The 25501-nt window shown below is 61.6% G+C and carries 23 protein-coding genes and 1 pseudogene; 14 read left to right on the plus strand and 10 right to left on the minus strand.

Features of this window, described 5'->3' with window-relative positions; translation table 11 throughout:
* Nucleotides 1-135: 135 nt before the first annotated feature.
* Together ACP7DE_RS19945 and ACP7DE_RS19950 are read right to left on the minus strand one after the other, a co-directional pair.
* The gene (locus ACP7DE_RS19945; RefSeq protein WP_426073704.1) at nt 136-789 is read right to left on the minus strand and encodes a PEP-CTERM sorting domain-containing protein; all 654 of its coding nucleotides are present in this window, start codon (nt 787-789) and stop codon (nt 136-138) included.
* Nucleotides 790-902: 113 nt separating this feature from the next.
* The gene (locus tag ACP7DE_RS19950) at nt 903-4415 is read right to left on the minus strand and encodes an SdrD B-like domain-containing protein (RefSeq protein ID WP_426073705.1); all 3513 of its coding nucleotides are present in this window, start codon (nt 4413-4415) and stop codon (nt 903-905) included.
* Between the two features lie 386 nt (nt 4416-4801).
* On the opposite strand from ACP7DE_RS19950, the gene ACP7DE_RS19955 reads away from it, so the two are divergent.
* The 8 genes from ACP7DE_RS19955 to ACP7DE_RS19990 all read left to right on the plus strand — a co-directional run bounded on the left by ACP7DE_RS19955 (nt 4802) and on the right by ACP7DE_RS19990 (nt 10508).
* Nucleotides 4802-5866: a hypothetical protein gene (locus tag ACP7DE_RS19955; protein WP_426073706.1), complete on the plus strand. Its 1065-nt coding sequence runs from the start codon at nt 4802-4804 to the stop codon at nt 5864-5866.
* On the plus strand, nt 5863-7563 hold the full coding sequence (recJ, locus tag ACP7DE_RS19960) for a single-stranded-DNA-specific exonuclease RecJ (protein ID WP_426073707.1): 1701 nt from the start codon (nt 5863-5865) through the stop codon (nt 7561-7563). Before ACP7DE_RS19955 ends, recJ begins: the two co-directional genes overlap by 4 nt.
* Nucleotides 7564-7791: 228 nt before the next feature.
* Nucleotides 7792-8202, plus strand: coding sequence for a fosfomycin resistance glutathione transferase (gene fos / locus ACP7DE_RS19965; RefSeq protein ID WP_426073708.1), 411 nt, complete (start codon nt 7792-7794; stop codon nt 8200-8202).
* 81 nt (nt 8203-8283) lie between these two features.
* Nucleotides 8284-8721 carry an MbcA/ParS/Xre antitoxin family protein gene (locus ACP7DE_RS19970; RefSeq protein ID WP_034755432.1) on the plus strand — a complete coding sequence of 146 codons (438 nt, stop codon included), beginning with the start codon at nt 8284-8286 and terminating at the stop codon, nt 8719-8721.
* A gap of 2 nt (nt 8722-8723) precedes the next feature.
* Entirely contained in the window at nt 8724-9431 is a 708-nt protein-coding gene (locus ACP7DE_RS19975; RefSeq protein WP_426073709.1) for an RES family NAD+ phosphorylase, read from the plus strand.
* Nucleotides 9432-9475: 44 nt separating this feature from the next.
* Entirely contained in the window at nt 9476-9796 is a 321-nt protein-coding gene (locus tag ACP7DE_RS19980; protein ID WP_426073710.1) for a DUF2288 domain-containing protein, read from the plus strand.
* Nucleotides 9797-9903: 107 nt separating this feature from the next.
* Nucleotides 9904-10176, plus strand: coding sequence for a type II toxin-antitoxin system Phd/YefM family antitoxin (locus tag ACP7DE_RS19985; protein ID WP_426073711.1), 273 nt, complete (start codon nt 9904-9906; stop codon nt 10174-10176).
* 8 nt (nt 10177-10184) lie between these two features.
* Nucleotides 10185-10508, plus strand: coding sequence for a type II toxin-antitoxin system RelE/ParE family toxin (locus ACP7DE_RS19990; protein WP_426073712.1), 324 nt, complete (start codon nt 10185-10187; stop codon nt 10506-10508).
* A 116-nt stretch (nt 10509-10624) separates the two neighbouring features.
* On the opposite strand, the gene ACP7DE_RS19995 is transcribed toward ACP7DE_RS19990, so the two are convergent.
* The 4 genes from ACP7DE_RS19995 to ACP7DE_RS20010 form a co-directional block, all read right to left on the minus strand.
* Nucleotides 10625-11347: an ABC transporter ATP-binding protein gene (locus tag ACP7DE_RS19995; RefSeq protein ID WP_426073713.1), complete on the minus strand. Its 723-nt coding sequence runs from the start codon at nt 11345-11347 to the stop codon at nt 10625-10627.
* Between the two features lie 10 nt (nt 11348-11357).
* Nucleotides 11358-13301 (minus strand): ABC transporter permease subunit, encoded by a 1944-nt coding sequence (locus ACP7DE_RS20000; RefSeq protein WP_426073714.1) that lies wholly within the window; start codon nt 13299-13301, stop codon nt 11358-11360.
* A gap of 7 nt (nt 13302-13308) precedes the next feature.
* Nucleotides 13309-14199, minus strand: coding sequence for a branched-chain amino acid ABC transporter permease (locus ACP7DE_RS20005; protein ID WP_426073715.1), 891 nt, complete (start codon nt 14197-14199; stop codon nt 13309-13311).
* Between the two features lie 89 nt (nt 14200-14288).
* Nucleotides 14289-15446 carry an ABC transporter substrate-binding protein gene (locus tag ACP7DE_RS20010; RefSeq protein WP_426073716.1) on the minus strand — a complete coding sequence of 386 codons (1158 nt, stop codon included), beginning with the start codon at nt 15444-15446 and terminating at the stop codon, nt 14289-14291.
* Nucleotides 15447-15822: 376 nt separating this feature from the next.
* Between ACP7DE_RS20010 and ACP7DE_RS20015 the strand changes: the two genes are divergently transcribed.
* The gene (locus ACP7DE_RS20015) at nt 15823-16731 is read left to right on the plus strand and encodes a hypothetical protein (RefSeq protein WP_426073717.1); all 909 of its coding nucleotides are present in this window, start codon (nt 15823-15825) and stop codon (nt 16729-16731) included.
* Nucleotides 16732-16755: 24 nt separating this feature from the next.
* A complete protein-coding gene (locus tag ACP7DE_RS20020; RefSeq protein WP_426073718.1) occupies nt 16756-17169 on the plus strand; it encodes a hypothetical protein in 414 nt (137 codons plus the stop codon).
* 121 nt (nt 17170-17290) lie between these two features.
* On the opposite strand, the gene ACP7DE_RS20025 is transcribed toward ACP7DE_RS20020, so the two are convergent.
* Together ACP7DE_RS20025 and ACP7DE_RS20030 are read right to left on the minus strand one after the other, a co-directional pair.
* Nucleotides 17291-17782 carry a tetratricopeptide repeat protein gene (locus ACP7DE_RS20025; protein WP_426073719.1) on the minus strand — a complete coding sequence of 164 codons (492 nt, stop codon included), beginning with the start codon at nt 17780-17782 and terminating at the stop codon, nt 17291-17293.
* Nucleotides 17779-19812, minus strand: a complete 2034-nt coding sequence (locus ACP7DE_RS20030; protein WP_426073720.1) for a bifunctional 2',3'-cyclic-nucleotide 2'-phosphodiesterase/3'-nucleotidase — start codon at nt 19810-19812, stop codon at nt 17779-17781. Before ACP7DE_RS20030 ends, ACP7DE_RS20025 begins: the two co-directional genes overlap by 4 nt.
* Here ACP7DE_RS20030 and ACP7DE_RS20035 point away from each other — a divergent pair.
* The 4 genes and pseudogenes from ACP7DE_RS20035 to lysS all read left to right on the plus strand — a co-directional run bounded on the left by ACP7DE_RS20035 (nt 19811) and on the right by lysS (nt 23365).
* Complete coding sequence (locus ACP7DE_RS20035; RefSeq protein ID WP_426073840.1) at nt 19811-20098, plus strand: hypothetical protein; 288 nt, start codon at nt 19811-19813, stop codon at nt 20096-20098. The genes ACP7DE_RS20030 and ACP7DE_RS20035 overlap by 2 nt on opposite strands.
* Nucleotides 20015-21119, plus strand: a protein-coding gene (gene prfB / locus ACP7DE_RS20040; RefSeq protein ID WP_152284547.1) for a peptide chain release factor 2 whose coding sequence is annotated in 2 segments (ribosomal slippage) — nt 20015-20095 and nt 20097-21119 — 1104 coding nt in all. Because the reading frame shifts where the segments join, the coding sequence is not laid out codon by codon here. The genes ACP7DE_RS20035 and prfB overlap by 84 nt, the downstream gene beginning before the upstream one ends.
* 2 nt (nt 21120-21121) lie before the next feature.
* A pseudogene (locus tag ACP7DE_RS20045) lies at nt 21122-21670 on the plus strand (HAD family hydrolase); the annotation flags it as partial.
* A gap of 165 nt (nt 21671-21835) precedes the next feature.
* Nucleotides 21836-23365, plus strand: coding sequence for a lysine--tRNA ligase (gene lysS / locus ACP7DE_RS20050; protein WP_426073835.1), 1530 nt, complete (start codon nt 21836-21838; stop codon nt 23363-23365).
* A gap of 72 nt (nt 23366-23437) precedes the next feature.
* Here lysS and ACP7DE_RS20055 read toward each other — a convergent pair whose 3' ends face one another.
* Both ACP7DE_RS20055 and ACP7DE_RS20060 read right to left on the minus strand, forming a co-directional pair.
* Nucleotides 23438-24439, minus strand: a complete 1002-nt coding sequence (locus ACP7DE_RS20055) for a Gfo/Idh/MocA family protein (protein WP_426073721.1) — start codon at nt 24437-24439, stop codon at nt 23438-23440.
* Between the two features lie 12 nt (nt 24440-24451).
* On the minus strand, nt 24452-25474 hold the full coding sequence (locus ACP7DE_RS20060) for a porin (protein ID WP_426073722.1): 1023 nt from the start codon (nt 25472-25474) through the stop codon (nt 24452-24454).
* Nucleotides 25475-25501 lie beyond the last annotated feature (27 nt).

The raw sequence follows: 25501 nt of genomic DNA on the forward strand, positions 1-25501 counted from the left end.
AGTAGTGGCTTGCAGAAACATTGTGCCATAGTAATAACAGCTATTCAGAATGATGTTGTGAAAAAATAAAACTGCGGTGCGTCGTGACCGACGCACCGCAGCAGAAACTACCAAGTCAATACCGCTGCTGCCGATTTATGCCGCGCCAGCCCTGCGGCGGCGCGCCATGAAGCCCAGCAAGCCCAGGCCTGCGACCAGCATGGCCCACGTTTGCGCTTCCGGCACCGGCGACACGCTGAGCAGGGTTTGCGAGGCAGGATTGACGCTGCTCAGGCTAGTGTAGTTGTACAGGTTCTGGATGGCGCCATTGCCCTTCGCCACGCCCAGCATGCTGTTCGCCTGGCTGACGACGGCATTATTCAGGTTCTTGAAACGCAGGTCGCCCGTCAGCAGGTTCGTGTTGTCGTTATTCAATTCCCACAAGGCCAGCTGGAAGGCGGCGGCGCTGTTGGCGCTGGTGGACACATTCGCAATGGACGAGGCGTAATAGCCCTCGTACAGGCGCTTGACGGAATCGCTGGCGGTAAAGGCGCTGCTGCTGTAACTATTCGCGCTGTTGCTCACGGCCACATGGGGATCGAGGCAAAAAGCCAGGAAGGTGTTGCTGTCGTACTTGACTTCCCACAAAGTAGGCGAGATGGCGTTGCCGGAGCCAAAGGCACCGCCGCTGGCGGTAAACAGGCTGACGCTGTGCGAGTCGATGACTTGCAGGTTGGACGCTGCCAGGGCGCTGCCGCTGGCGAGGGCGAAGACAGCCGCTGCGATGCTGCCGCGGACGATCAGGTGCATGGATTTTTTCATTGCGTATTCTCTTTAAAGTGATTGGAGAGCGCCGGCGCCGCCTGCGGACAGGGGCGCCGGAACATATCAGCCAGGCGGGTATGGCCTGGTAAAACAGGACATCAGGCAGCCATTTCCTGGGGCTGTGCATTGGCATGTGCCATGGCGCGGCGCAAGACTTCGGCCATTTCGCACTGGGCCTGGGCTTCGGCAGCGGGAGCCACCGGGGCTGCAGCCACCGTGGCGACGGTCGCATCCTGGCCCAGCGCCGTGTCGAGTGCATGGTCGTCGCGCAGCAGGTCGGCCATGCTCGGCAAGGTGATGCCGGCCTTGGCCGCATCCTTGGCGTCGACGTTGAAATACACGTCCGTCATGTCTACCGTCTTGCCATCGGCCAGGGTGGCGCTGCTGCGCTCCAGGTGCAGGTTGTCGTTGGCGTCGAGGAAAGGCAGTTCCGTGTAGGAAACCGTCAGGCTGGCCACGCCCGCGTCATGCAGCGACATCAGCTCGCCATCGTCCGTGACGCCATTGCTGTTGGCGTCGCGCCAGATGCGCAATTCGGCAAACTTGTCATCGTGCAAGTCGACCACGCCGTCACCGTTCGAGTCATAGCTGGACAGCTTGGCAAAGCCCGTGCCCTTCTCGCTGCCGCCGAACAATTCGGAGATATTGTCGATCTTGCCATTGCCATTGCTGTCGATGGCCAGCAAGCCGTCATGGGCCGAGACCCAGCCCGACTGGATGGCGCTGCCCGTGCCCAGCAAGTCGAAACTGCCGTGGAAATCGGCGCGGGCGATCGTGTGCACGCCGTCACCGTTCAGATCGATGACGATAGGCGTGATGGCGGCATCCCAGCGCATGTCGTTCTGGCCCGAAGCCAGCTTCAAGATGTCCGTGTAGATCACGTTGGCATAGGAACCATTGCTGTTGACGTCCGAATCGATGTTGTCATTGCTGCCCACGTTCTTGGCGCCCCACTTCCAGCTGTTCATGGCATAACCAGCATGCATCACGTTGCTCTTGTCGAACTTCAGCGAATAGCTGCCCGGATCGAGGTTGCTGAACAGATAGTTGCCACTGGCATTCGTGTACGTGGTGGCCAGCAAGGCACCGCTGCCGGAATACAACTGCACTTTGATGTTGGCGATGCCGGCCTCGTTGGCATCCTGTATGCCGTCATGGTCGGCGTCGCGCCATACCTTGTCGCCCAGGCTGGCTTTGCGATAGATGCCCGCATCCCAGCTCATGTCGTTCTGGTCGGCAGCCAGGTTGATCAAGCCGGAACGCCCCGTGCTCGTATCGACGTCGGAATCGGCCGTGTCGCTGCCCACATTTGCCTTGGTGTAGTAGAAACCCGATGGACGGACGACTTCCACCTTGTAGCCGCCGGCGACCAGCTTGTCGAACAGATAATTGCCACTGGCATTCGTCGTTGTCGTGGCGATGATTTGGTTGCTGGCATTGAGCAGATTGACTTTCACGCCCGCCACGCCCAGTTCGCCCGCATCTTGCACGCCGTTGTAGTTATTGTCTTCCCACACGCGGTCGCCGATGCTGCCGGTGACAGGCGCGCATTTGACCAGGCCGGCATCCCATTCCAGCTGGACATCGCCCGATTTCAGCCCGATCCAGGTAGTAGTGAGGCCGGTGGCCGGATTGACATCCGAATCGGTGGCATAGCCGCCCACGTCCGCCTTGGTGAAGGTATAGCCGGCCGGTGGCTCAAAACCCAGGAAGTAGCGGCCAGGCACCAAGTTGCTGAACAGGTAGTTGCCGCTGGCATCCGTGGTGGCGCTGGCGACCACGACACCCGATTCGTTGAACAGGTTGACTTTCACGCCACCGACACCCGCTTCGCCCGCATCCTGCGTGCCATTACCGTTGGCGTCAAACCACACGCGGTCGCCAATGGCAGCCGTTTTGTACAAGCCCGCATCCAGGTCCTTGTAGTTTTGGCCGGCGGCAACCGTCACCAGGCCGCTCTGGCCTGCGGCATTGATGTCGCTGTCGAGCGCGTCATTGCCGCCCGCATCCTTGACCGTGGTCAGATAACCTGGCGGCGCGACGACGGCGACGGAATACGTGCCGGCATCGACGCTGAAATTATAATAGCCGGTGGCATCCGTGACGGTCGAGCCGATCACGCTGCCGGCTGCATTTTTCAGCTGCACCGTGACGCCGCTGATACCGGCCTCGCCCGTATCCTGCACGCCGTTCAAGTTGGCATCATGCCAGACGCGGTCGCCCAAGGAGGCCGGCAGGGCCACGATGCCCGCATCCAGGCTATGGTTGCTGTCGCCGGAAGCAAGCAGTACTTGCGCCGTCTTGCCATCGATGGCGCTGGCATCGGAATCGCGCTGGTCGTCGCCGCCCTGGTCCTGGCCCGTGAAGGCATAACCGGCAGGCAGGCTGGTCTTGTCAAACTGCACGCTGTAGGCGCCCGGCTTCAGATTCGTGAACAAATAGTTGCCATTCGCATCCGTGACGAGCGGGCTGCCGACGACATTGCCCGACGCATCGAGCAAAGTCACTTTCACGCCGGCCACGCCTGCTTCGCCCGCATCTTGCAAGCCGTTCTTGTTGGCATCGAACCATACGCGATCACCGAGTTCGGCGGCGCGGTACAGGCCAGCGTCCAGGCTCAAGTTGGTCTGGCCCGGCGCCAGGGTGACAGGCGCCATGTTGCCGGCCGCATCGATATTGCTGTCCTTGGCCGTGTCGCCGCCCTGGTTGGCAGCTGTTGCCGTGTAGCCATTCGGCGTGACAACGGTGACGGAATACGTGCCTGGATTGACGTCGAAATGGTAGCCGCCGTTGGCGTCGGTGGTGGTCGATGCCACTACCGCACCCGCGCCATCTTTCAATTGCACCACGACATTGGCAATGCCCGCTTCGCCCGCATCCTGCACGCCATTGGCGTTCTTGTCTTCCCAGACGAAATCGCCCAGGTGGGCCATCGGCACCTTGAAAGTCAAGTAATGGGGCGCCAGGCTCAGGTCTTGCGCATTGCAGCCTTCCGTGCCGCCATCGTCGCGCACCTTGAAGCCCAGATCGAAGTCGCCGGCAACCGTCTGGCTTGGCACGAAGACCAGGTGGCCCGCGCGGATATCATCGATGGAGATCTCCGTGCCCACCGCGACGGCCACGCCATTGAGCAAGACTTGCCCGGCCGTGGTGGTATTGGTGATGACGACGGACTTGAAGCCGTTGTTCTCGACGTCGTCGTGGAAGCCGAAATCGCTTTCGCTCAGCACGACGCTGGCGCCGTCGACCAGGGTGAAGGTCTTGTCAGCCGCATCCGGGGCGTCATTGACGGGATCGATGATGACTTGCAGGCTCAGCTGGACGATATCGCCATTGCCCTTGTCGATCGTTACCTGGATGGTCGAGAAGCTGCCATTGTAGTTGGCAGCCCAATCGCCGGGACGCACGTACACGGTGTCCGCGTCGAGCATGCCGAACAAGGGGGTGTTGCTGGTCGATTCAGTATCGTCAGGCAACAAAACCGTGAAATTCTTGATGTTCAGTTCGCCTTGCACCGAATAGCCGGCTTGCACCAGCAAATCGCGGATGTCGAAATTCTTGTTAATGTCTTCACAAACGTGAACCGTCGTCGACAGATTGTAAGTAGTCATGCGGCCTCCTGGCGATACGCATCAGTGGCGGCAGGAGTGGAAACGTGGGGGGCCAGGGCGCAAACAGCCTGACCGCGCAAAGCGGCAAATGTATACATGGGTGGGCTTCCAAGAAAGAGACTTGTTTAAAAAATGAAGCCGGCAGCATCTTGTATACGATTTCAAGGGACACAGGAGCCAAACGACGCAACCACACAGCAGGGGTGCGATTGTCTTTCTGATATTTAAGTTAGCGCAATTATATCGTCGATATTTGCAAAAGCAAATTGTTTTCCACTAATAATAATGAGATCAGTGTAATTTTGATGTTTTTTTGATACCTTCACTATTCGACGAAAATTGTATGCCCCTACTCTGGCATGGCCACAATCGCCTACAATCTCGGGATGAATCAACTTACCCTCGTCCTGCCCTTCGCCTTGCCCACTGCAGAACTGGCTGCCGACCTGCTCAAGGTCTTGCAGGCGCCCGCCCTGGCGGCCCTGTTGTCGCGCACTTCCAATTGTAATTTGGAAACTTTTGACAATACCAACCGCCTGCTGCCGCACGAAGCGTGGCTGGCGCACGCGCTGGGCCTGGCGTTCGCGCCCAACGGCGAGGCGACGCAGGCGGCCTTTGCGGCCCGGGCCATGCGCGGCTACGGCTTGACGCCGGAATCGGGCGCGCGCTATTTCCTGCTGCATCCGGCCCACCTGGCCATCGCCCGCAGCCATATCAGCCTGGAAGACTTGCGCCAGCTCAAGTTGAGCGAGGCCGATGGCCGCGCCCTGTTTGACATTGCGGCCCCCTATTTCGACGAGATCGGCCAGCCCCTGGCGTATGGCGACGCGGGCACCTGGTTCATGCGCGCCGACGCCTGGAGCGACTTGCAGTGCGCCACGCCGGACGGCGCCACCACGCAAGACCTGTCCGTCTGGATGCCGGAAGGCGAGCACGCGCGCGCCGCGCGCCGCCTGCAGAACGAAGTGCAGATGCTGTGGCATGAACATCCCGTCAACGCGGCGCGCGAAGAACAGGGCTTGAAAGCCATCAACTCCTTCTGGATCTGGGGCGGGAGCCTGGCCACGGCGGAATCTGCACCGGCACCTGCGCGCTGCGCCGCCAGCCTGCATACCAAGGACGCGCCCGGCTGGCTGGCGGCGCTGGCGGAACCATCACGGCGCCATGCCAGTCCAAGCAGTGTGCTGGCAGACCAATCCGACGCGATCGTCGTACTGGGCGGCCTGGTCGAAGCGGCGCAGGCCCAGGAATGGGGCATGTGGCTGCAACAGTTGCAGGCACTGGAAGCAGACTGGTTCGTGCCCCTGCTGGCGGCCCTGAAAGATGGCCGCCTGGGCCAGTTGCGCCTGGTACTGAGCCACCGCGACGCCTGGCTAGCTTGCAGCACCAGCAAGCATGCGCAGCGCAAATTCTGGCGCGCAATTACCCTGAACAAGTTGAAAGCATCATGACCCGTACCCGCATCGCCACCCGTCCCTGCCCTTACCGCGAATCCGAACTGCTGCGCCAGGGCGGCATCCACCCCGTGCTGGCCCGGCTGTACGCCTCGCGCGGCCTGTCCGATGCGAAGGAACTGTCGAGCGAACTGGCGGCCCTGATGCCGCCGTCCGGCTTGCTGCACATCGGCGCGGCCGGCGTCTTCCTGGCCGACGCGATTGCCGCCAAGAAACGCATGGTCATCGTGGCCGACTACGATTGCGATGGCGCTACCGCCTGCGCCGTCGCCATTCGCGGCTTGCGCGCCATGGGCGCCGACGTCGATTTCATCGTGCCCAACCGTTTTGAGTACGGCTACGGCCTGACGCCGGAAATCGTCGAACTGACGGCCCGCGAAAAGTCGCCCGACATCATCATCACCGTCGACAACGGTATCGCCAGCATTGACGGCGTGGCCGAGGCGAACCGGCGCGGCATCCAGGTGGTCGTCACCGATCACCATTTGCCGGCCGACACCCTGCCCGACGCGGCTGTCATCGTCAATCCGAACCAGCCCGCCTGCGGTTTTCCCAGCAAACACCTGGCCGGCGTGGGCGTGGTGTTTTACGTCTTGCTGGCCTTGCGCGCGGAGCTGCGCCAACGCGGCATCTTCGATGCGCAAACGCAGCCCAAGCTCGACAACCTGCTCGACCTGGTGGCGCTGGGCACGGTGGCTGACGTGGTGCGCCTCGATACGAACAACCGCATCCTCGTCGCGCAAGGTTTGAAACGCATGCGCAAGGGCAATATGCACGCGGGCGTGGCCGCCCTGTTCCGCGTGGCGGGCCGCGAAGCGCGTAGCGCCACGCCGTTCGACCTGGGTTTTGCCCTGGGGCCGCGCCTGAATGCGGCCGGCCGCCTGCAAGACATGTCGCTGGGCATCGAATGCCTGATCACGGACGACGAAGGCCGCGCCTGGGCGCTGGCGCAGCAATTGAACGACATTAATCTGAAGCGCCGTGAAATCGAAGCGGAAATGCAGGATACGGCCCTGCTGCACCTCGATGATTTCGAGCCGGCCAACAGCAGCACCATCAGCGTCTTCGATGCATCCTGGCACCAGGGCGTGATCGGCATCGTCGCCTCGCGTCTGAAAGAAAAATTTTACCGCCCGACCATCACGTTCGCGCCGGGCGCTGATGGCTGGATCAAGGGTTCGGGCCGCTCAATTCCCGGCTTCCACTTGCGCGACGCGCTCGACCTCGTATCGAAACGGGCGCCCAGCCTGATCGACAAGTTCGGCGGCCACGCCATGGCGGCGGGTTTGACCATCCGCGCAGACGCCTTCGACGCGTTTTCCAAGGCCTTCGAAGCCGTGGGCCAGGCCTGGCTCAGCCAGCAGCAATTGGAACGGGTCGTGGAAACGGACGGCCCGCTGGAAGACGCCTACTACACGACAGCCTTCATCGAGCTGATGGATGGCCAGGTGTGGGGCCAGGGCTTCTCCCCACCCGTCTTCTGCGACGAGTTCCGCGTCGTCAGCCAGCGCATCCTGAAAGAGCGCCATCTGAAGCTGCTGCTGGAAAAGAACGGCGTGCGCTTCGACGCCATCTGGTTCGGCCACACGGACGCCTTGGGCGAACGCACGCGCGTGGCCTTCCGCCTCGATGCGAATGAATACAATGGCACGACCAAGGTGCAACTCATGGTAGAGCACGCCGAGCCTGCGTAGTGTCACCTGACACAAGCTACTACGCGTCGGTATAGGCGGCCTGCGATGCTCACCGTACTAAAGTACGGCTGCGCTTCTCGACCACCTCTTCCTTCCGCTCGCTACGGTACTGTCAGGTGTTGCGACGTTTGTGGTTTTATTGCTGTGTCTCATGCTTACGTGGAACAATATCGCATCAAACCACAGCGGCAGCTGGAACCAACCAACACACCATTTAAAAACAGCACCATGTTGACCGGCCTGAACCACCTCACCCTGTCCGTGCGCGACCTGGCGCGCAGTATCGTCTTTTACCGCGACACTTTGGGCCTGCGCCTGCATGCGCGCTGGGACAGGGGTGCGTATCTGTCGGCCGGGGATTTGTGGCTGTGCCTGTCGCTGGATACCGGGGCGACCAACGGCACGAGCGGCACCTACACGCACTATGCCTTCTCCATCTCGCAGGAAGACTTCTCCGCCTTTGCCGCCCGCCTGCGCGCCGCCGGCGTGGTGGAATGGCAACAAAACCGCAGCGCCGGTGATTCCCTGTATTTTCTCGATCCGGACGGCCACCAACTGGAAGCCCATGCGGGTGGCCTGGCGCAACGGCTGGCGGCCTGCCGGACGGTGCCCTATGCCGACATGCAATTCTTTGACTAAGGGGCGTGGGCACACACATTGGGAAGAGGATAGCAATATCTCCAAAAAAGGAGTAATATTAATCCATAAAAGGAGACCATTATGAATCTTGCCTATGCCTACCCCAAGAGCCGCTTCGAGCCGGCGGTACTTGTCGACCTGAACGCCAAAGCCGAGCGCGAGCGATTGTCGCAGGCGGCACTGAAGGGGTTTTTCAAGCTGGCCGCCGCCTGGAAGTTGCGCGACGACGATGCGCGCGAATTGCTGGGCGGCCTGTCCAGCAGCGCCTACTACGAGTGGAAAAAGCACCCGGACCGCGTGCTGGAAGTGGACCGCATCACACGCATTTCCTATCTGCTGGGCATCTACAAGGCCTTGCACATTTTGTACGGCGACAAACTGGCCGACGAATGGGTGAGCTTGCCCAACAAAAATCCCGTGTTTGGCGGACGCACGCCTCTGTCGCAGATGCTGGCCGGCGGCTTGCTGGCCATGCAGACGGTGCGCAAGCTGCTCGATGCACGCCGCGGAGGGCTGTAATCTTGCCTGCCATCGCCAATGACCACCTGCCGCCGCTGGCCGCCTTGCGCCAGATCGACACTTGCCGCCTGATTCCTTCACGCTTCGCCGACATGGAAGACTCCGTGCTGGCGCCCCTGGCCGAAGATGACGATCACCTGCGCGAGCTGTTTGAACTCGATAACGCGACGAATGCGCGCCTGGTGGCCGAGTATGGCGGCGCGCCAGGCATTGGCGTGGACGAGCTGGTTTTTGGCGTGCCGCACTTTCGCATCATCAACGCCGCCTACACTTACGCCCGGCCGGAAGGTGCGCGCTTCAACGATGGCGAACGGGGTGCCTGGTATTGCGCCTTCGACATGAAAACGGCGCTGGCCGAGATCATTTTCCACAAGACCGTGGAATACCAGGAAATCGATTATTTCGACGACAGCGTCAGCTACCAATCGCTGCTGGCCGATTTTTCCGCCAGCTTCCACGACCTGCGCGGCCAGGAACGCTACCAGGCTTGCCTCGATCCGGCCAGCTACATCGCCTCGCAAGACCTGGCCGCCATCCTGCTCGAAGCCGGTTCCATGGGCGTCATCTTCCCCAGCGTCCGGCACGCCAGCGGCACCAACCTGGCCTGCTTCCGCCCTGCCCTGGTGGGGAATGTTCGCAAAGGCGCCGCCTATCGGTTAACATGGCGGGGTACGCCGACGCCGCACGTGGAAGCCTTGCCAGGCAAATAAAGCGCGCGCAATGGCACCCGACTCACCGCAACTTGATATTTCGCATGCAAACCAATCCTGAAAAAGACACCGAACTGCGCCTCAAAGTGAACAGCGAAACGGCACGCCTGGCCTGGAGCGAACTGGAAAAGCACTTCGCCCAGGGCAATGTCGTCTGGGTCGCCAATGAACTCGATCTGGTCGAAGTGGCCGTGCGCATCTCGCACGACGACAAAACCACCATCACGCAATGGATGGCCGATGGCAAAGTGGCCAAGGTGTCGGACCAACAGGCGCTGGACTGGCAAGCCGCCGACGCGGCCCTGTGGGCTGTCGTCGTCAGCCCGTTTATTTTGGTGCAGCAGGACAAACCCACCAAACACTGATGCCTACAGGCTGCGCTCGAAGCAAGGAAAATGTGCAGCCAAGTAAATTTGGCACTTAATTTAGCTATCCGATGCTATCATCGGTCTGCCTACTTATGGAGGGCAGTATGAACTTTCTGAACATTCAACCAATTAGCTACTTGAAGACGAACACCAGCGACGTGGTCAAACAGGTGCTGGAAACGCATGACCCAGTCGCCATCACTGTAAACGGCAGAGTTCAGGCAGTTGTTCAAGACGCTGTTAGCTATCAAAAGACTCAAGATCAACTTGCCATGCTCCGCATCCTTGCTCTTGGCCGTAAGCAGATTGAGGAAGGCAAAGTAATTGATCATGATGACGTTGTGGCTCTTCTGGAAGCTGAAGACGACGAAAACTGATTCAGCACATGAAAATCATTTGGACTCAATACGCCCTAAACGATTTGCAAGACATTCGCTCCTATCTGAAGCAGAACGAATCCCTTACTTTTGCCAAGAAGGTGACTCAGGAGATTGTGGCTGAAGTCAATTCCCTCAAAGACTGGAACAATAAAGGCGCCTTTGTGCCTGAACTTGAAGACCTTCATTTGACCACCCACCGTCAACTGTTGGCCGGTCAGAATCGCATCATTATCGAGCACGGACATAACGCTATCATTTATGTTCATATGATTGCCCATACCAGCCGTGACCTGGAAGCACTGATTCGCCGTCGATTGCTCCATTCGTAATTATTGGCAAGACGTTCTCTGGGCACGTTTTGCATTTTTACCCAATGCATTGCCCCCGCTAGATTGCGCAATGCAGAGGATTTGACAATGCGCAGCAAGCGCATTGTCAGCTCGCGTCAGTGCCCGCCACCCAGGTAAGCCGCTATCACCTTCGGATCGTTCTTTAAACTCTCGGCCGGGCCGTGCACGGAAATACTGCCGTTTTCCAGCACGTAACCGTAATCGGCCACGTTCAGGGCGGCGGCGGCGAATTGCTCCACCAGCAGCATGGTCACGCCTTCGGCCTTCAGGCGCGTGATGATGCGGAAGACTTCCTCCACCAGAATGGGCGCCAGGCCCATCGACGGCTCGTCCAGCAGGATTACTTCCGGGTTCAGCATCACGGCGCGGGCCATGGCCAGCATTTGCTGCTCGCCGCCCGAGAGCGTGCCGGCCAGCTGGTCGCGCCGCTCCTTCAGGCGGGGAAACAGCTCCAGGGCCTTGTCCAGGTCGCCCTTGATATCGCCTTTCGGACGCGCCCGCGTAAAGCGGGGAAAAGCGCCCAGCAGCAGGTTGTCCGTCACCGACATCGAGGCGAACACGCGCCGTCCTTCCGGCGAATGGGCCAGGCCGGCGCGCGCGATGCGGTGCGAGTCGAGCCCCGTGACATCCTTGCCGCCCAGGGTGACGGTGCCCGATTTCGGTTTCAGCATGCCGGAAATGGCGCGCATGGTGGTGGTCTTGCCGGCGCCGTTCGAGCCGATCAGGGTCACCAGCTTGCCCTTCGGGACATCGAGCGAAATGCCGTGCAAGACTTCGACTTTGCCGTAGGCGGCGTGCAGATTATGAATCGTCAGCATGGTCTTCCTCTCAGTGCGCCGCTGGCGCCAGGGTGTCGGCGCTGCCGCCCAAATAGGCTTCGATCACTTTCGGATCGCTCTGGACAAGCGCGGGTGCGCCTTCGGCGATCTTCTGGCCAAAGTCCAGCACCGTCACCACGTCCGACAGGGCCATCACCACATCCATGTGGTGCTCGATCAGGATGATGGTGATGCCGTGCTCGCGGATCTTGCGGATGATGGCCATCAACTCCTTGATGTCGGGCGCCGTCAGGCCCGCCGCCGGTTCATCGAGCAGCAGCAGGCGGGGATTGAGGCCCAGCGCGCGGCCGATTTCCAGCAGCCGCTGCTTGCCATACGGCAGATTGCGCGCCTCTTCGTTTGCCAGGTCGGCCAGGCCCACGAACTCGAGGATGCTGGCGGCCCGCTCGCGCGCCGCCTTCTCTTCGCGCTTGTAGCGCGGCGTGTGCAGCATCACGTCCAGCACATTCGATTTGAAGGTGTTGTGCAAACCCACCAGCACGTTTTCCGTGGCCGTCATCTCGCCGAACAGCTGCACGTTCTGGAAGGTGCGCGCCACGCCGCCCAGGGCGATTTCGGACGGCGTGCGGCCGGAGATCACCGCGCCGGCAAATTCCACCTTGCCCGCCGTCGGCTTGTAGATCCCCGTCAACACATTCATCATCGTGCTCTTGCCCGAGCCGTTCGGCCCGATCAAGCCGTGCACCGAGCCTTGCGTGACGCTCAGGTCTACCTGGTTCAGCGCTTTCAAGCCGCCGAACTGCATCAGCGCCTGGTCCACGCGCAGCAGCGTTTCGCCACGCTGGCCGCCCTGAGCGTGCTCGAACGGCGCCACGCCATGCGAGGCGACGGCCTGCACATGGCGCCGTCCCTTGCCGATAAAGCTCATCAGGAAGCCGACGATGCCGTCCTGCAGGTAATACACGACAAATAAAGTCATCAGACCGAAGATGGTCAAACGCCAGTCAACCATGTTTTCCAGTTTGTAGGAAAATGCAGCCAGGCCGATGGTGGCGACCAGGGGCACGAGCACGCCGCGCACGGTGGAACGCTTCTTGGCCAGCATGAAGGCGGAGCCGATCACGCCCAGCACGGCGGCGCTGACGGCGATCTTGCGGAACAACTCGATGTCGGCCAGCAAACTGGGCAGCATGACGACGATCAGCGCGCCGATCAAAGCGCCCGAACGCGTCTTGCGTCCGCCCATGATGACGGCCAGCAGGAACAAAATCGTCAGCTCGAAGTTGTAGGTATTGGGCGAGATATATTCCTCCGAATACGCGTACAGGCTGCCGGCCAGGCCCGCAAAACCGGCGCTGATGACAAACGCATACACTTTATAGCGGTACACGGACACGCCCATGCAATCCGAGGCGATCGGGCTGTCGCGCAAGGCTTCAAACGCCCGCCCCAGGTTCGACTTTAAAATGCGATGCACCACCACCAGCGAGACCACCATCAGCGCGGCGACCATGTAGTAGTACTCCACTTCGCTCAATTTGTGGCCGAACAGGACGGGCTTGTGAATCTTGATGCCCATCGGGCCTTCCGTCAGGAAGCTCATTTCATTGATCAGGATTTGCACGATGGTGCCGAAAGCCAGGGTCACCATGGCCAGGTAGGGCCCCGTCACGCGCAGGGCCGGCAAGGCCAGGATGGCGCCAAACACCGCCGCACCCACGATACTGGCGGGGATGGCCAACCAGAACGACAAGCCCAGCTTGAACACCAGCACGCCCGTGACGTACGAGCCGATGCCGAACAGGCCCGCGTGGCCCAGCGACACCTGCCCCGTGTAGCCGACGACGATATCGAGGCCGAACAGCAGGATGGCGTAAATCAGAATGGTCTCGGCCAGGTGGATGTAGTAGGGGTTCGGAATGACGATGGGGAACAGCGCGAGCGCGGCCAGGCCCGCCGCGCTCAGCGCCAGCATGGTGATTTTCTTGTTCATGTAATCCTCAGACTTTCTTGATCGCGGCTTTGCCGAACAGGCCGGACGGCTTGATGGCCAGCACCAGCAGCAGCAACAGCAGGCCAGGCACTTCCTTGTAGCCGGTGGAAATGTAATAGCCGGTGGTCGTCTCGGCGATGCCCAGTATCAGCCCGCCGACGATGGCGCCCATGCCCGACGTCAGGCCGCCGATGATGGCCACGGCAAACGCTTTCAAGCCCAGCGAGGCGCCCATGGTGGCCCCCGTCAAGGTCAACGGCGCCACCAGCACGCCCGCAAAGGCGGCCGTGGCCGACGACAGCGCGTAGGAAAAGGTGATGACCATGCCCGTGTTGATGCCCATCAGACCGGCCGCGTCGCGGTCGTTGGCTGTTGCCACCACTGCCTTGCCGTAGATCGATTTGCGGTTGAACACTTCGACGGCCAGCATGATGGCCAGCGCGCCGACGATGACGGCTACCTGCATCTGCTGCACATTGGCGCCAAACACCTGGAACGGCGCGGCCGACAGCGGCGACGGGAACATCAGGTCATCCTTGCCCCAGATATTTTCCGCCACGTTCTTGAAAATGATGGCCAGCGCGATGGTCGACATGATCCAGCCGAATTCGGACTTGATCTTGATGGCGGGCCGCACGCCTATCCATTCGACGAACACGCCCTGCAAGGCGCCGAAGACGATGACGATGGGGACCATCAGCAAATAGCTCATGTACGGGCCGCCATGGATGGTGCCCACCAGGGAGAGGCCCACGAGCGCGCCCAGCATCAGGGATTCGCCCTGGCCGAAATTGAGGGTGCCGGAAGTGGCAAAGGTCAGCTGGTAGCCGAAGGCGATGACGGCGTAAATCATGCCCAGCGCTACGCCGCTGAAGACAAGCTGCAGGAAGATTTCCATGGTATTCCCCGGAAGACGAACGATGAAAAAATGGCCAGTCCTGATTCCTCAAGGCTGGCCATTTCGCGGCTAGTTGAAATTAGCCGGACTTATTTGGCAAGGACGACTTTGCCGTCCTTGACTTCGCCAAACACGGTTAGCTCGGCCGTGATCGCTTCATGGTTGGTCTTGCTGAACGGTTTGTTGTAGGTGGTGACGGCCCCCTCCACTTTTTCATTCAGGCTTTCCAGCGCAGCGCGCACTTTCGGCCCGTCCGTACCGCCGGCCTGCTTGAATGCGGCGGCCAGCAGGTAGATGGAATCGTAACCTTGCGCGGCCGAGACGGCCGATGGCATGCGGCCGCCCGATGGCTTGTAGGCGGCCACATAGGCGTCGATGAAGGCCTTGCGTTTCGGCGTGCTGGCATCCTGGATGAAGGTTTGCGGCATGCGCGTGCCATTGCCGTTCTTGCCCGCGTTGTCGATGAAGTTACCCATGGCCAGGGTCCAGCTACCGATCAGCGGCACTTTCCAGCCCAGTTTTTCCATGCCGTTGGCGATTTGCGCCAGTTCCGGGCCGATGCCGTAGGTCAGCACCACTTCCGCACCCGCCTGCTTGGCTTTCAACAACTGGGCCGTCATGTCGACGTCCTTGATGTTGTATTTTTCAACGACAACGGGCTTGATGCCCTTCTTGTCCAGCGCCTTTTCCAGGTCTTCGCGGCCCAGCTGGCCATAGTTGGTGGAGTCGGCCAGAATCGCCACTTTCTTGAACTTGCGGTTCTCGATCGCCTCATGCACGATCATGCCGGACTGGATGGTGTCATTGGCGGCATTGCGGAAGATGTAGTTTTCCGGCTGGTCGGCGAATTGCTTGGTGACGATGGAGCCCGTCGCCACATTGTTCATGACGGGAATTTTCGCTTCCTGGTAAAAGCGCTGGGAAGCCAGGGCGACGCCCGTGTTGATGTAGCCGACGGTGGCGGCGACCTTTTCCTTATTGATGAGTTCTTGGGCGATCTGCACACCGCGTTCGTTCTTCGCTTCGTCATCGCGCTCGATCAGCAGCAAGGAACGGCCCAGTACGCCACCCTTGGCATTGATTTCTGCGACGGCCAGCTTGACGCCATCGCGCATCGACACGCCCATCGGCGCGGAACCGCCCGTGAACGGACCGGACACGCCGATCTTGATGGGGTCGGCTGCGACTGCCGCCTGCGAGAAACCCAAAACCAAACTTGCCACGAGCAATTTCTGTTTCAAATTCATTGTCATCTCCTCTGATACAACGTTTTTAATGCCACTTATTTTTATAGTCGTACGCTGGATAACCGCCCCATCGATAAATCATTGTAGGTGAGTAAACATGCACCAGCAACAACTACATATGACGCGTCGCAACATGCGGAAAAGACGCAGTTGCTGGCCAGATGTCAGTCTTTTGTAAGGAAAATATGAAGCAAATTGGCGCAGCGGTGCCATCGGACAACAATCCGTGGCAAAACACGACAGGCAAGCAGGCGAGCTCGGCGATTTACAAAGCCGCTGATCTGGCGCAATACCGCCACGGCTCAGCATGCTAAGGTCGGCCATGCCAGCGCGTGCGCGCCGGTCCAATCAGCCACTGCTACCGCATGGAGGCCATATGCAGCGCCCGTCGAACTCGTCCCTTTTTCCCTTGCTACTTGGCGCCATCGCCAGCCTGCTGCTGGGCGGTTGCGCTACCGACCTGGCGCCCGTGCGCACCTTCGCCGAACAGACGCAAAAAATGTCGGTCCACTTCGAACCCATGCTGGCGGGCGGCGTCCACAGCTGCATGGACAAGGCCATGCGCAAGCGTCTGATCCTGGCAGAACGTTTCGATGCGCAAGCCAGTGAACAGGCGGCGCGCGCCGATTGCGCCGCCATCGCGCAGGCCAGCGCATCGGTCGCCAGCCTGAACAACGTCCTGCTGCGCTATGCGCACACCCTGGCGGCGCTGGCCGATGCCAAGCTGCCTGACTACCAGGAAGAGCTTGGCGGACTCGGCGATGCGCTGGGCGGCCTGGCACAGCCGGGCGCCGGCGCGCCACTGCTCGATGCCGACAAGCTGGCCAAGGTCGTCAAATTGAGCGAACACCTGAGCCGCCTGGCCACGCAGCGCCTGCAGAAATCGGCCTTGCGCGAATTGCTCGACGAGCAGGAAGCCGTCGATATTGTCAGCAATGCGCTCAAGGAATATGCCCAGCGCAGCTACCGTGCCGGCTTGCAGGATGAATTGCGCGACCTGGACCTGCTGCGCGGCGCCGTCGACAAGGCCGCGCCGCGCGAACCGCTGGCCGCCAACTACATCCGCACACGTCTGCACCTGGAAGGCCGGCAATTGCAGGAAAGGGAAAAGATCGTCGCCGCGTACGTCGCCGCCGTCGATGCGCTGCAAGCCAGTGTGGCTGCGCTGCGGGCCAATCTCGACCGCCTGCAGGCGCCCGAACTGCAGCGGCAGCTGGCGCAGTTTGCACGCGACGTCGCCACGCTGCAGCGGCAAGCGGCGTTCTATGCCCCGGCCCGCTGGTAAATGACAGGCCCACCGGAGAATCCCATGGCCCCACTGACCGAACTGACGAAAGATCAAAGCTACGCCATCGCCGACAGCCTGGCGCAAGCGTCAAACCTGGTGCTGGAATTGCGCATCCGCGAACGCGAGGCGCTGGCGCCGGACGAGCGCGCGCTGCTGGAACAATATGAAAACCACCTGGACCAGATGGTAGCCCTGTTTCGCGCGTATGGCATTTACCTGACCGCCGAAGGCGCCGAGCAGGCGCGCGGCGATATCGAGGGCGCCATCGCCAAGGGCAAGCTGCAGCTCAAGCGCATCAGCGACATCAAGGCCGCCATAGCCGCAGCGGCCAGGCTGGTCGACCTGGGCGCAGCCATCTTGTCGCGCGACCCGTTCGCCATCGGCGAGGCGGCGGCCGGCTTGCGTGCCAAGCCGAAAACAGCAGACAAAGCTTAACAACGCCTAACAAAACCGTCGCGAGCGGAAGGGAGTTGCGACCGAGAAGCGCAACTGTACGAAGGTACAGTGAGCATCGCAGGTCGTCAATCGCGACGCGCAGTAGGTTTTGATAGGTGTACTAAGGTTCGGGCGGGCGGTGCCCCATCGCGTGCGTGGCCATTTTCAGGTACAGGTTCGCCTGCTCCTCGTTGTGCGCATAGCCCATGCGCCCCTCGGACAGGGCCACGGATTTCTGCTGCAGCGCTTCTGGGTAGCCGAGGTCGCAGGCAGCGTCCAGCCAGTAACGTGCCCTGGCCTCGTCGCTGTCCTGCAGCATGTTCGCCACGATGAACATGGCCGGCGCCACGTTGCGCCGGGCCGCCAGCTCCAGCCAGCGCAGCGCGGCGGCGCTGTCCTGCGGCCCGCCCATGCCGTTTTTCAGCATCAGGCCCAGGTAATGTGCGGCAGGACCGCTGCCCTGCCCCGCCGCCTGTTCGAACAGGGCGCGCGCCTGCGGCTGGGACGCTTCTCCTGCGCGCATCAAGGCCTTGGCCCGGGCCGTGACATCAGGTGCCGCCGATGCCAGGGGCGACGCAAAAGCAACTGCCAGCAGCCATGCCGCCAGCTTCATTTGGACAGGTCGAGCTGGTACAGCGCAAAGCCCTTGCCGGCGCCATCATCGGCCTTCAACTGCGTCACATTGGTGATGCCGGCCGCTTTCGCCAGGTCGATCACGTTCGGCGCAGAATGAAACACCACCGGGCCTTGCGTGGCGACCTTGGCGAAGGTCCAGCTGCGCGCGGAGCCGTTTTTCGCGCGCGTCAGGTGCTTCTGCTGCGTGACGTAGGCAATCAGCAGTTCGCGGTTGTTGTCGGGCGAGGCCACCACCGTCTTGCTGCCGTCGAGGCCAGGGAAATTGCCGCCGCCGCTGGCGCGGTAGTTATTTGTCGCGATGAGGAATTCCTGTGCCGCGGCCACCGGCTTGCCCTGGTAGGTAAGCGCCTTGATGCGCTGGCCCGGCGGCTGCGTGACGTCGATCTGGTAGCGTACGTCGGCACTGGTGATGGCGTCGAAGTTGTAACTAGGATGGGCCGTGTTGACCAGCTCTTGCGGCGCGGCCTTGTGCGGATCGATGGTGTTGAAACGCTGCGCCGACTGTTCCAGCCAGGCTTTCAGCTCCGCGCCATTCATCTTCACGCCGTACAGCGCATTCGGATACAAATACAGGTCGGCCGCATTATTCAGCGCCACATTGCCCGCCTTGACGTCCGTGTAATCGGACACTCCGGCCGAGCCGCTCTTGAACGGCGACGACATCGACAGCACGGGCAAATGCGCGTACTGCGGCAAGTTCGCCTTGACATACGTGGCCAGGTAGCCTGCCTGCGCCTGGTTCACCACCTCGATGGCGCTGACATCGCCCACGTCGGCGAAATACGTCGACATGCGGAAATCCGTGGCGCCGACCGGTGTCTGCACATAGGCGATAGTGGCAGCGTGCTCCTCGGCCACCAGCTTGGCAATGGCCGCATCGGGCGCGACATAACTCTTGTCCGCATTCTGGATGCCGCGCGCTTCCACCGTGGTGGCGCTCTTGTCGATGACCCACTGCTGGCCGTCGTGGCGCAGGCGCAAACCGATCACGCCCAGGTGCTTGCCCCACAGGTTGGCCATCACGGTAGGTACGCCATTGACCAGCCCTTTGACTTTGTCGACGCCGGGCAGGTTAAATTGCGGCACCGTACTGGTGGCGTTCGGGAACAGCTGGTGCGAGTGGCCGATCAGCATGGCGTCCACACCCGGCACTTGCGACAGGTAGTAATTGCCGTTTTCCATGGTCGGCGAGTACGGGCTGTCATCCAGGCCGCCGTGCGAGATCGCCACCACCAGCTCGGCGCCCTTGGCGCGCATCTCGGGGATGAATTTTTCCGCCGTCTCGCGCACGCCCTGCGTATAGACCCTGCCTTCGAGCCAGCGCTTGTCCCAAGCCATGATGGTGGGCGGCGCAAAGCTGATGATGCCCACCTTCACGGTGCTCGTCACCGGTTTGCCATCGGGGCCGGTCGCCGTGATTTGCTTGGCGATGATGTGATATGGCGCAAACAGGGGCTTGCCCGTCTTGACGCTGTAGACGTTGGCCAGCACTTGCGGGAATGCGGGGCCGGCGCAGCGGGGCTTGGCCGCATCGACGCTGTCGACATCGAAGCGGTTGCCCGTCACCTGGCTCAAGAACGCCAAGCCGTAGTTGAATTCATGGTTACCGATGCCGCCGCCATCGACCTTCAGCAAATTCATGGCCTTGTAGATGGCCAGGGTCTGCTCGCAGGCCAGCGGTTTGACGAGGGCCTGGTAGTCGGCCAACGCCGTGCCCTGGATGGTGTCACCGTTGTCGAGCAATAGGTTGTTCGGAAATTCGGCACGCGCCTGGGCGATCAGGGCCGCCGTGCGTTCCAGGCCGATCGAAGGCTCCGCCTGCAGCTTGTAGTAATCATAACTGAGCACATTCGCGTGCAAGTCCGTCGTCTCCAGCAGGGCCAGGGTGGCGCTGCTGCCGGCCGGCGCGGCCGATGGCGCCCGGGCAGGCCCGGTGGCGGCGGGCGGCAAGGCGCCGCAGCCGGCCAGCAGCAACGGTAACAGGGCAAGACGGGGGAGTTGAAGCATGATGTATTCCTGTGGAAAGACAATATCGCCAGCATCATACGCAGCACGGCAGCCATCTTCAAGGCAAAAATATTGTCGTAAATACAGCAAAATCGTCATTTTATTGCCCTGTGCAACAGCAATTGCGCCGCAGCGGCAGCGGAAACGCGCCGCGCTCGCGTATAATCCAAGGTTTGATTTCACCATAGAAGACCAGAACATTATGGAAGCCGAACGCATCAATATCATCTCCGCCCTGCTCAACGACCTGACGGTCCGTGAAGCCGAACTTCGGAGGTATCTTTGACTTCACTGTCAAGTCGGAGAAACTAGAGCAAGTCAACGAAGAACTGGAAGATCCGACCGTCTGGAACGATCCCAAGCGCGCCCAGGACCTCGGTAAAGAGAAGAAGGCGCTGGAAGCCATCGTCTTCACGCTGACCAAGGCCGATGCCGACCTGCGCGACACCCGCGACCTGTTCGACATGGCCCGCGAAGAAGGCGACGACGAGACGCTCGAAGCGATCGAGCAGGACGTGCAGGAAATCCGCAAGGTCATCGAAAGCATGGAGTTCCGCCGGATGTTCAACAATCCGATGGACCCGAACAACTGCTTCATCGACATCCAGGCCGGCGCCGGCGGTACGGAAGCCCAGGACTGGGCCTCGATGCTGCTGCGCCAGTACCTGCGCTATTGCGAGCGCAAGGGCTTCAAGGTCGAAATATTGGAGCAATCCGACGGCGAGGTAGCCGGCATCAAGACGGCCACCCTGAAGGTCGAGGGCGATCACGCCTACGGCTTCCTGCGCACGGAAACGGGCGTGCACCGTCTGGTGCGCAAGTCGCCATTCGACTCGGCCAACGGCCGCCACACCTCGTTTACGTCGCTGTTCGTGTATCCGGAAGTCGATGATTCGATCGAGATCGACGTCAACCCGGCCGATATCCGCGTCGATACTTACCGCGCGTCGGGCGCTGGTGGTCAGCACATCAATAAAACCGACTCCGCCGTCCGCATGACCCATGCGCCGACCGGCATCGTGGTGCAGTGCCAGAACGACCGTTCGCAGCACCGCAACCGCGCCGAAGCGATGGAAATGCTGAAAGCCAAACTGTACGAACATGAACTGCGCAAGCGCATGAGCGAACAGCAAAAGCTGGAAGACTCGAAGACCGACGTGGGCTGGGGTCACCAGATCCGCTCCTACGTGCTGGACCAGTCCCGCATCAAGGACTTGCGCACCGGCTTCGAGACGGGCAATACCAAAGGCGTGCTCGATGGCGACATCGACGAGTTCATTTCCGCCTCGCTCAAGCAAGGCGTGTAAGGATGAATGTATCCGTTCCAGCCCGGCGTGCCTTCCTGTTCGACATGGATGGCACCATCGTCGACAACATGGCCTTCCACACGACATCGTGGCTGGCGTTCTTTGAACGCCACGGCCATGCGCTGGATGCGGACGCCTTTTTCCGCGACACGGCAGGACGGCAGGGACACGAAATCATCGCCAAGTACCTGGGTGAGGATGCCGATCACGTTACCCTGCTGGCTGAAAAAGAAGTCGTCTACCGCGAACTGTATGGCCCGCATCTGGCCACGGTGGCCGGCTTCGATCAGCTGATCGCCAGCGCGCGCCAGGCCGGCGTCGGGCTGGTGGTGGGCACGGCCGCGCCGAACGAGAACATCGCATTCACGCTCGACGGCCTGGACCTGCGCCACCGCTTCGACGCCATCGTCGGCGCCGCCGACGTGGAACGGGGCAAGCCGCATCCCGACGTTTTCCTGAAAGGCGCCCAGCTGGCCGGCGCACTGCCGCAAGACTGTATCGTCTTTGAAGACGCGCCCCTGGGCGTGGAAGCGGCGCGCCGTGCCGGCATGCGCGTCGTGGTGCTCACCACCACCCTGCCAGCCGAAGCGTTTGCCACCTTCGACAACGTCATTGCCATCGTGCCGGATTTCTCCGCACTCGACGTCGACGCACTGTTTGCCAGCGTGGCGCCAGCGCTGGCACCACATCATCAATCATCACCAACGAAGAACACCATGACTACGGATATCCAAGAACAAGCCGCCGCCCCCGATGAAAACAAGATCATCGCCGAGCGCCGCGTCAAGCTGGCCGCACTGCGCGAACAAGGCATCGCCTTCCCGAACGATTTCCGCCCCGAGCACAAGGCGGCGGATCTGCACGCGCAATACGGCGCCAAGACGCGCGAAGAGCTGGAAGCCGAACCTGTCACCGTGGTGCTGGCCGGCCGCATGATGCTCAAGCGCGAAGCAGGCAAGAAAGCCGCTTTCGCCACCCTGCAAGACGCATCCGGCCCGAAGGCCGACGGCCGTATCCAGATCTACGCCACCCTTGATCTCACCGGCGAAGCGGCCATGGCCGCCCTGCACCACTATGACCTGGGCGATATCCTGGGCGTGACGGGCACCCTGTTCAAGACCAAGACGGACGAACTGACCATCAAGGTCACGCAACTGCGCCTGATCACCAAGTCGCTGCGCCCGCTGCCGGACAAATTCCACGGCCTGGCCGACCAGGAAACGAAGTACCGCCAGCGCTACGTCGATCTGATCATGAACGAAGAGACGCGCCGTACCTTCAAGGCGCGTACCGCCGCCATCTCGTCGATCCGCCGCTTCATGGAAAAGAACGAGTTCATGGAAGTGGAAACGCCGATGCTGCACACGATTCCGGGCGGCGCCGCGGCAAAGCCATTCATCACGCACCACAATGCGCTGGACATGCAAATGTTCCTGCGCATCGCGCCCGAGCTGTACCTGAAGCGCCTGGTCGTGGGCGGCTTCGACCGCGTGTTCGAGATCAACCGCAACTTCCGCAACGAAGGCGTGTCGATCCGTCACAATCCTGAATTCACGATGATGGAATTCTACGCGGCCTACACCGACTACAAATGGCTGATGGACTTCACGGAAGCCGTCATTCGCCAGGCCGCCATCGACGCGCACGGCACAGCCTCCCTGACCTACGGCGGCCGCGAGCTGGACCTGTCCAAGCCGTTCCACCGCCTGACCATCGTCGAAGCGATCAACAAGTACGCGCCAGGCTACACGCAGGAACAGTTGAACGATGCGGAATTCATCAAGGAAGAGCTGAAGAAATTCGGCGTCAAACCATTCGCCACGGCCGGCCTGGGCGCGCTGCAACTGGCGCTGTTCGAAGAGACGGCTGAAGCGCAACTGTGGGAACCGACCTACATCATCGACTATCCTGTCGAAGTGTCGCCACTGGCGCGCGCTTCCGACACGGTGGCCGGCATCACCGAACGTTTTGAACTGTTCATGGTGGGCCGCGAGATCGCCAACGGTTTCTCCGAGTTGAATGACGCGGAAGACCAGTCGGCCCGCTTCCTGGCGCAAGTCGCTGCCAAGGACGCCGGCGATGAAGAGGCGATGTTCTACGACGCCGACTACATCCGCGCGCTGGAATACGGCATGCCGCCAGCCGGCGGCTGCGGCATCGGTATCGACCGCCTGATGATGATCATCACGGATTCGCCGAACATCCGTGACGTCTTGCTGTTCCCGCATTTGCGCCGCGAAGACTAATCACGGACGCCAGTCAATAAAAAGCCGCCTGATTTTGCGATCAGGCGGCTTTTTTACTTGTGCGGCCAACTATCAGCCGGCCAGGGTCACGCGCTGGTGGCTGCGGCAGGCCTGCTGCGCCGCCAGCGCCGCGGCCAGCGCGCGCATGCCGTCGTCGCCAGTAGCTGCCGGCTGCCCTTCACCGCGCATGGCGCGCTGGAAGGCGCGCACCGAACGCACATACAGGTTTTCATGCTCGACGGGGATGTCGACACTGCCGCCGTCGCGGGTCAGGCAAATAGTGCCGACGGGACGCTGCGTCATCACGCCGGTGGCGAAAATGGTGCCCTCGGTGCCGATGATTTCCACGCCGGACAGCGAATACGGCGCATTAAACGCGTCGTGCACCTGTACCAGGGTGCCGTTGTCGAACTCGATGACCGCCATCACACCCTCTTCCAGCCCGGCCACCGTCATGCCGCCGCTGGTCGCGCAGGCGGTGACATGGCGCGGTTCCGCATCGAGCAGGAAGCGCAAGGTGTCGACATCGTGCACGAACATGTCGAGCGTGACGCCGCCCGACTCCGGCGCGTCCAGGCGCCAGCCGCGCAGGTGCTGCGGCAGGTTGTTCGCGTGCAGCACGCGGCAATACAGGGGCTGGCCGATCTCGCCCGCGCGTATCAGCTCGCGCACCTTGCCGTGGCTGGCGGCGTTGCGCAAGTGGTGGTTGATTCCCAGCACCACGCCCGCTTCGGCGCAGCCGTCCAGCATGCGGCGGGCGTCCTCCAGGTTCAGCGCCAGCGGCTTCTCGCACAGCACGTGCTTGCCGGCGCCCGCCGCCTGCAGCGTATGCGCCATATGCCATTCATTGGTGGTGCTGATGTACACGGCGTCCGCGCCCGGGTGCGCCAGCGCAGTATCCAGGTCTGTATAGCTGGCGGCTATACCGAACTGCGCGGCAAAGGCTGCGCCGCGCGTGGCGTCCCTGCTGACCAAGGCCAGCACTTCCGCGTCGCCCTGCTGGCGAATCGCGTCGACCATCCATTCGCGCGCCACGGTGCTGGCGCCGACCAAAATCCATCCGATCTTCTTCATTCCATTCTCCAGTTAAAAAGTGTGGCGCAGGCCGAGGTTCCAGGCCTGGTTGCCGCTGCCGTTGTCGGTGGCGTTGCCCACCACATAGGCGGCGCCGTTGCGGTTGTCGATATGCGCATAGGCCGCGTACAAGGTGCTGCGCTTCGACAGTGCATAGGTGTAGCCGATGCCGATCTGGGAAGCGTCGCCGTTGGCGGCGCGCCGGTCGTCGCGCCGCACGTACGAGAGCAGGACGCGGTGCGGGCCCACCGGCAAGGTGGCGCCCAGCATCAGGTCCGCGCTGTCGACCGTGGTGGCGGTGCCCGCCGCGCTCTTGCTGACGGCGACGGCGCCATGCGCCTTGACCACGCCGAAGTCCCAGGTAGCGCCAAGCACCGTGTTGCGCGCCCTGCCCGCCAGCTGCACGTTTGATATGGTATTGGCATCCTGGTGCGCCATGCGCACAGTCAGCGGCCCGCTGGCATAAGTGGCCGCCGCGCCGGTGTAGCGCCTGGCCGCCGCGTCGCCGGGCACTTCGCCGAAACCGTACGCCAGTTCGCCGGAAAGGCCGCCGCGCACAGGCGAGCTGTAGGTGATGCTGTTGTCGACCCGGCTGATGTAGCCGGCCGTGAAGACATTGCTCATCCTGCCCGCAAAACCCAGGTAAAACGGGTCCAGCGCCCCCAGGCTGCTATCGATGAAGGTGTACTGGCGGCCCAGCCGCAGCGTGCCCGCCGCGCCGCTCAGGCCAACGAAAGCCTGGCGTCCGAACAGCAGGCCGCCCTGCGCCGAGCCGCCCGTGTCGGCCAGGATGCCCGCATCCATCGCAAACAGCGCCGTCATGCCGCCGCCCAGGTCTTCGCTGCCCTTGAAACCCAGCCGCGAGCCGTTGGCGATGCCGCTCGTCAGCTTGAACACCCTGCCGCCGGCGCCGCCATTCTCGGAAACCACGCCCAGATCGGTGATGCCGTACATGGCCACGTTCGACTGCGCGCAACACAGGCTGCCGCAGGCGCCGGCGCCGATGATCATTGCCCTTGCTACCTTATTCTTCATCTCTTTCCCTGTCTGTGGATACTACGC

Source organism: Janthinobacterium sp. DSP2-3-3, from assembly GCF_049897325.1.
Lineage (GTDB): Bacteria > Pseudomonadota > Gammaproteobacteria > Burkholderiales > Burkholderiaceae_D > Janthinobacterium.

Excerpts from the sequence above, each read along its gene's own strand:
- ACP7DE_RS20020 (WP_426073718.1), top strand. The coding sequence starts at position 16,756 with ATGGCCCCACTGACCGAACTGACGAAAGATCAAAGCTACGCCATCGCC.
- ACP7DE_RS19985 (WP_426073711.1), top strand. The coding sequence starts at position 9,904 with ATGAACTTTCTGAACATTCAACCAATTAGCTACTTGAAGACGAACACC.
- ACP7DE_RS20010 (WP_426073716.1), bottom strand. The coding sequence starts at position 15,446 with ATGAATTTGAAACAGAAATTGCTCGTGGCAAGTTTGGTTTTGGGTTTC.
- ACP7DE_RS19950 (WP_426073705.1), bottom strand. The coding sequence starts at position 4,415 with ATGACTACTTACAATCTGTCGACGACGGTTCACGTTTGTGAAGACATT.
- ACP7DE_RS20060 (WP_426073722.1), bottom strand. The coding sequence starts at position 25,474 with ATGAAGAATAAGGTAGCAAGGGCAATGATCATCGGCGCCGGCGCCTGC.
- ACP7DE_RS20055 (WP_426073721.1), bottom strand. The coding sequence starts at position 24,439 with ATGAAGAAGATCGGATGGATTTTGGTCGGCGCCAGCACCGTGGCGCGC.
- ACP7DE_RS20000 (WP_426073714.1), bottom strand. The coding sequence starts at position 13,301 with ATGAACAAGAAAATCACCATGCTGGCGCTGAGCGCGGCGGGCCTGGCC.
- ACP7DE_RS19995 (WP_426073713.1), bottom strand. The coding sequence starts at position 11,347 with ATGCTGACGATTCATAATCTGCACGCCGCCTACGGCAAAGTCGAAGTC.
- lysS (WP_426073835.1), top strand. The coding sequence starts at position 21,836 with ATGACTACGGATATCCAAGAACAAGCCGCCGCCCCCGATGAAAACAAG.
- ACP7DE_RS19980 (WP_426073710.1), top strand. The coding sequence starts at position 9,476 with ATGCAAACCAATCCTGAAAAAGACACCGAACTGCGCCTCAAAGTGAAC.
- ACP7DE_RS20025 (WP_426073719.1), bottom strand. The coding sequence starts at position 17,782 with ATGAAGCTGGCGGCATGGCTGCTGGCAGTTGCTTTTGCGTCGCCCCTG.
- recJ (WP_426073707.1), top strand. The coding sequence starts at position 5,863 with ATGACCCGTACCCGCATCGCCACCCGTCCCTGCCCTTACCGCGAATCC.
- ACP7DE_RS19970 (WP_034755432.1), top strand. The coding sequence starts at position 8,284 with ATGAATCTTGCCTATGCCTACCCCAAGAGCCGCTTCGAGCCGGCGGTA.
- ACP7DE_RS20005 (WP_426073715.1), bottom strand. The coding sequence starts at position 14,199 with ATGGAAATCTTCCTGCAGCTTGTCTTCAGCGGCGTAGCGCTGGGCATG.
- ACP7DE_RS19945 (WP_426073704.1), bottom strand. The coding sequence starts at position 789 with ATGCACCTGATCGTCCGCGGCAGCATCGCAGCGGCTGTCTTCGCCCTC.
- ACP7DE_RS20030 (WP_426073720.1), bottom strand. The coding sequence starts at position 19,812 with ATGCTTCAACTCCCCCGTCTTGCCCTGTTACCGTTGCTGCTGGCCGGC.
- ACP7DE_RS19955 (WP_426073706.1), top strand. The coding sequence starts at position 4,802 with ATGAATCAACTTACCCTCGTCCTGCCCTTCGCCTTGCCCACTGCAGAA.
- ACP7DE_RS20035 (WP_426073840.1), top strand. The coding sequence starts at position 19,811 with ATGATGTATTCCTGTGGAAAGACAATATCGCCAGCATCATACGCAGCA.
- ACP7DE_RS19990 (WP_426073712.1), top strand. The coding sequence starts at position 10,185 with ATGAAAATCATTTGGACTCAATACGCCCTAAACGATTTGCAAGACATT.
- ACP7DE_RS20015 (WP_426073717.1), top strand. The coding sequence starts at position 15,823 with ATGCAGCGCCCGTCGAACTCGTCCCTTTTTCCCTTGCTACTTGGCGCC.
- fos (WP_426073708.1), top strand. The coding sequence starts at position 7,792 with ATGTTGACCGGCCTGAACCACCTCACCCTGTCCGTGCGCGACCTGGCG.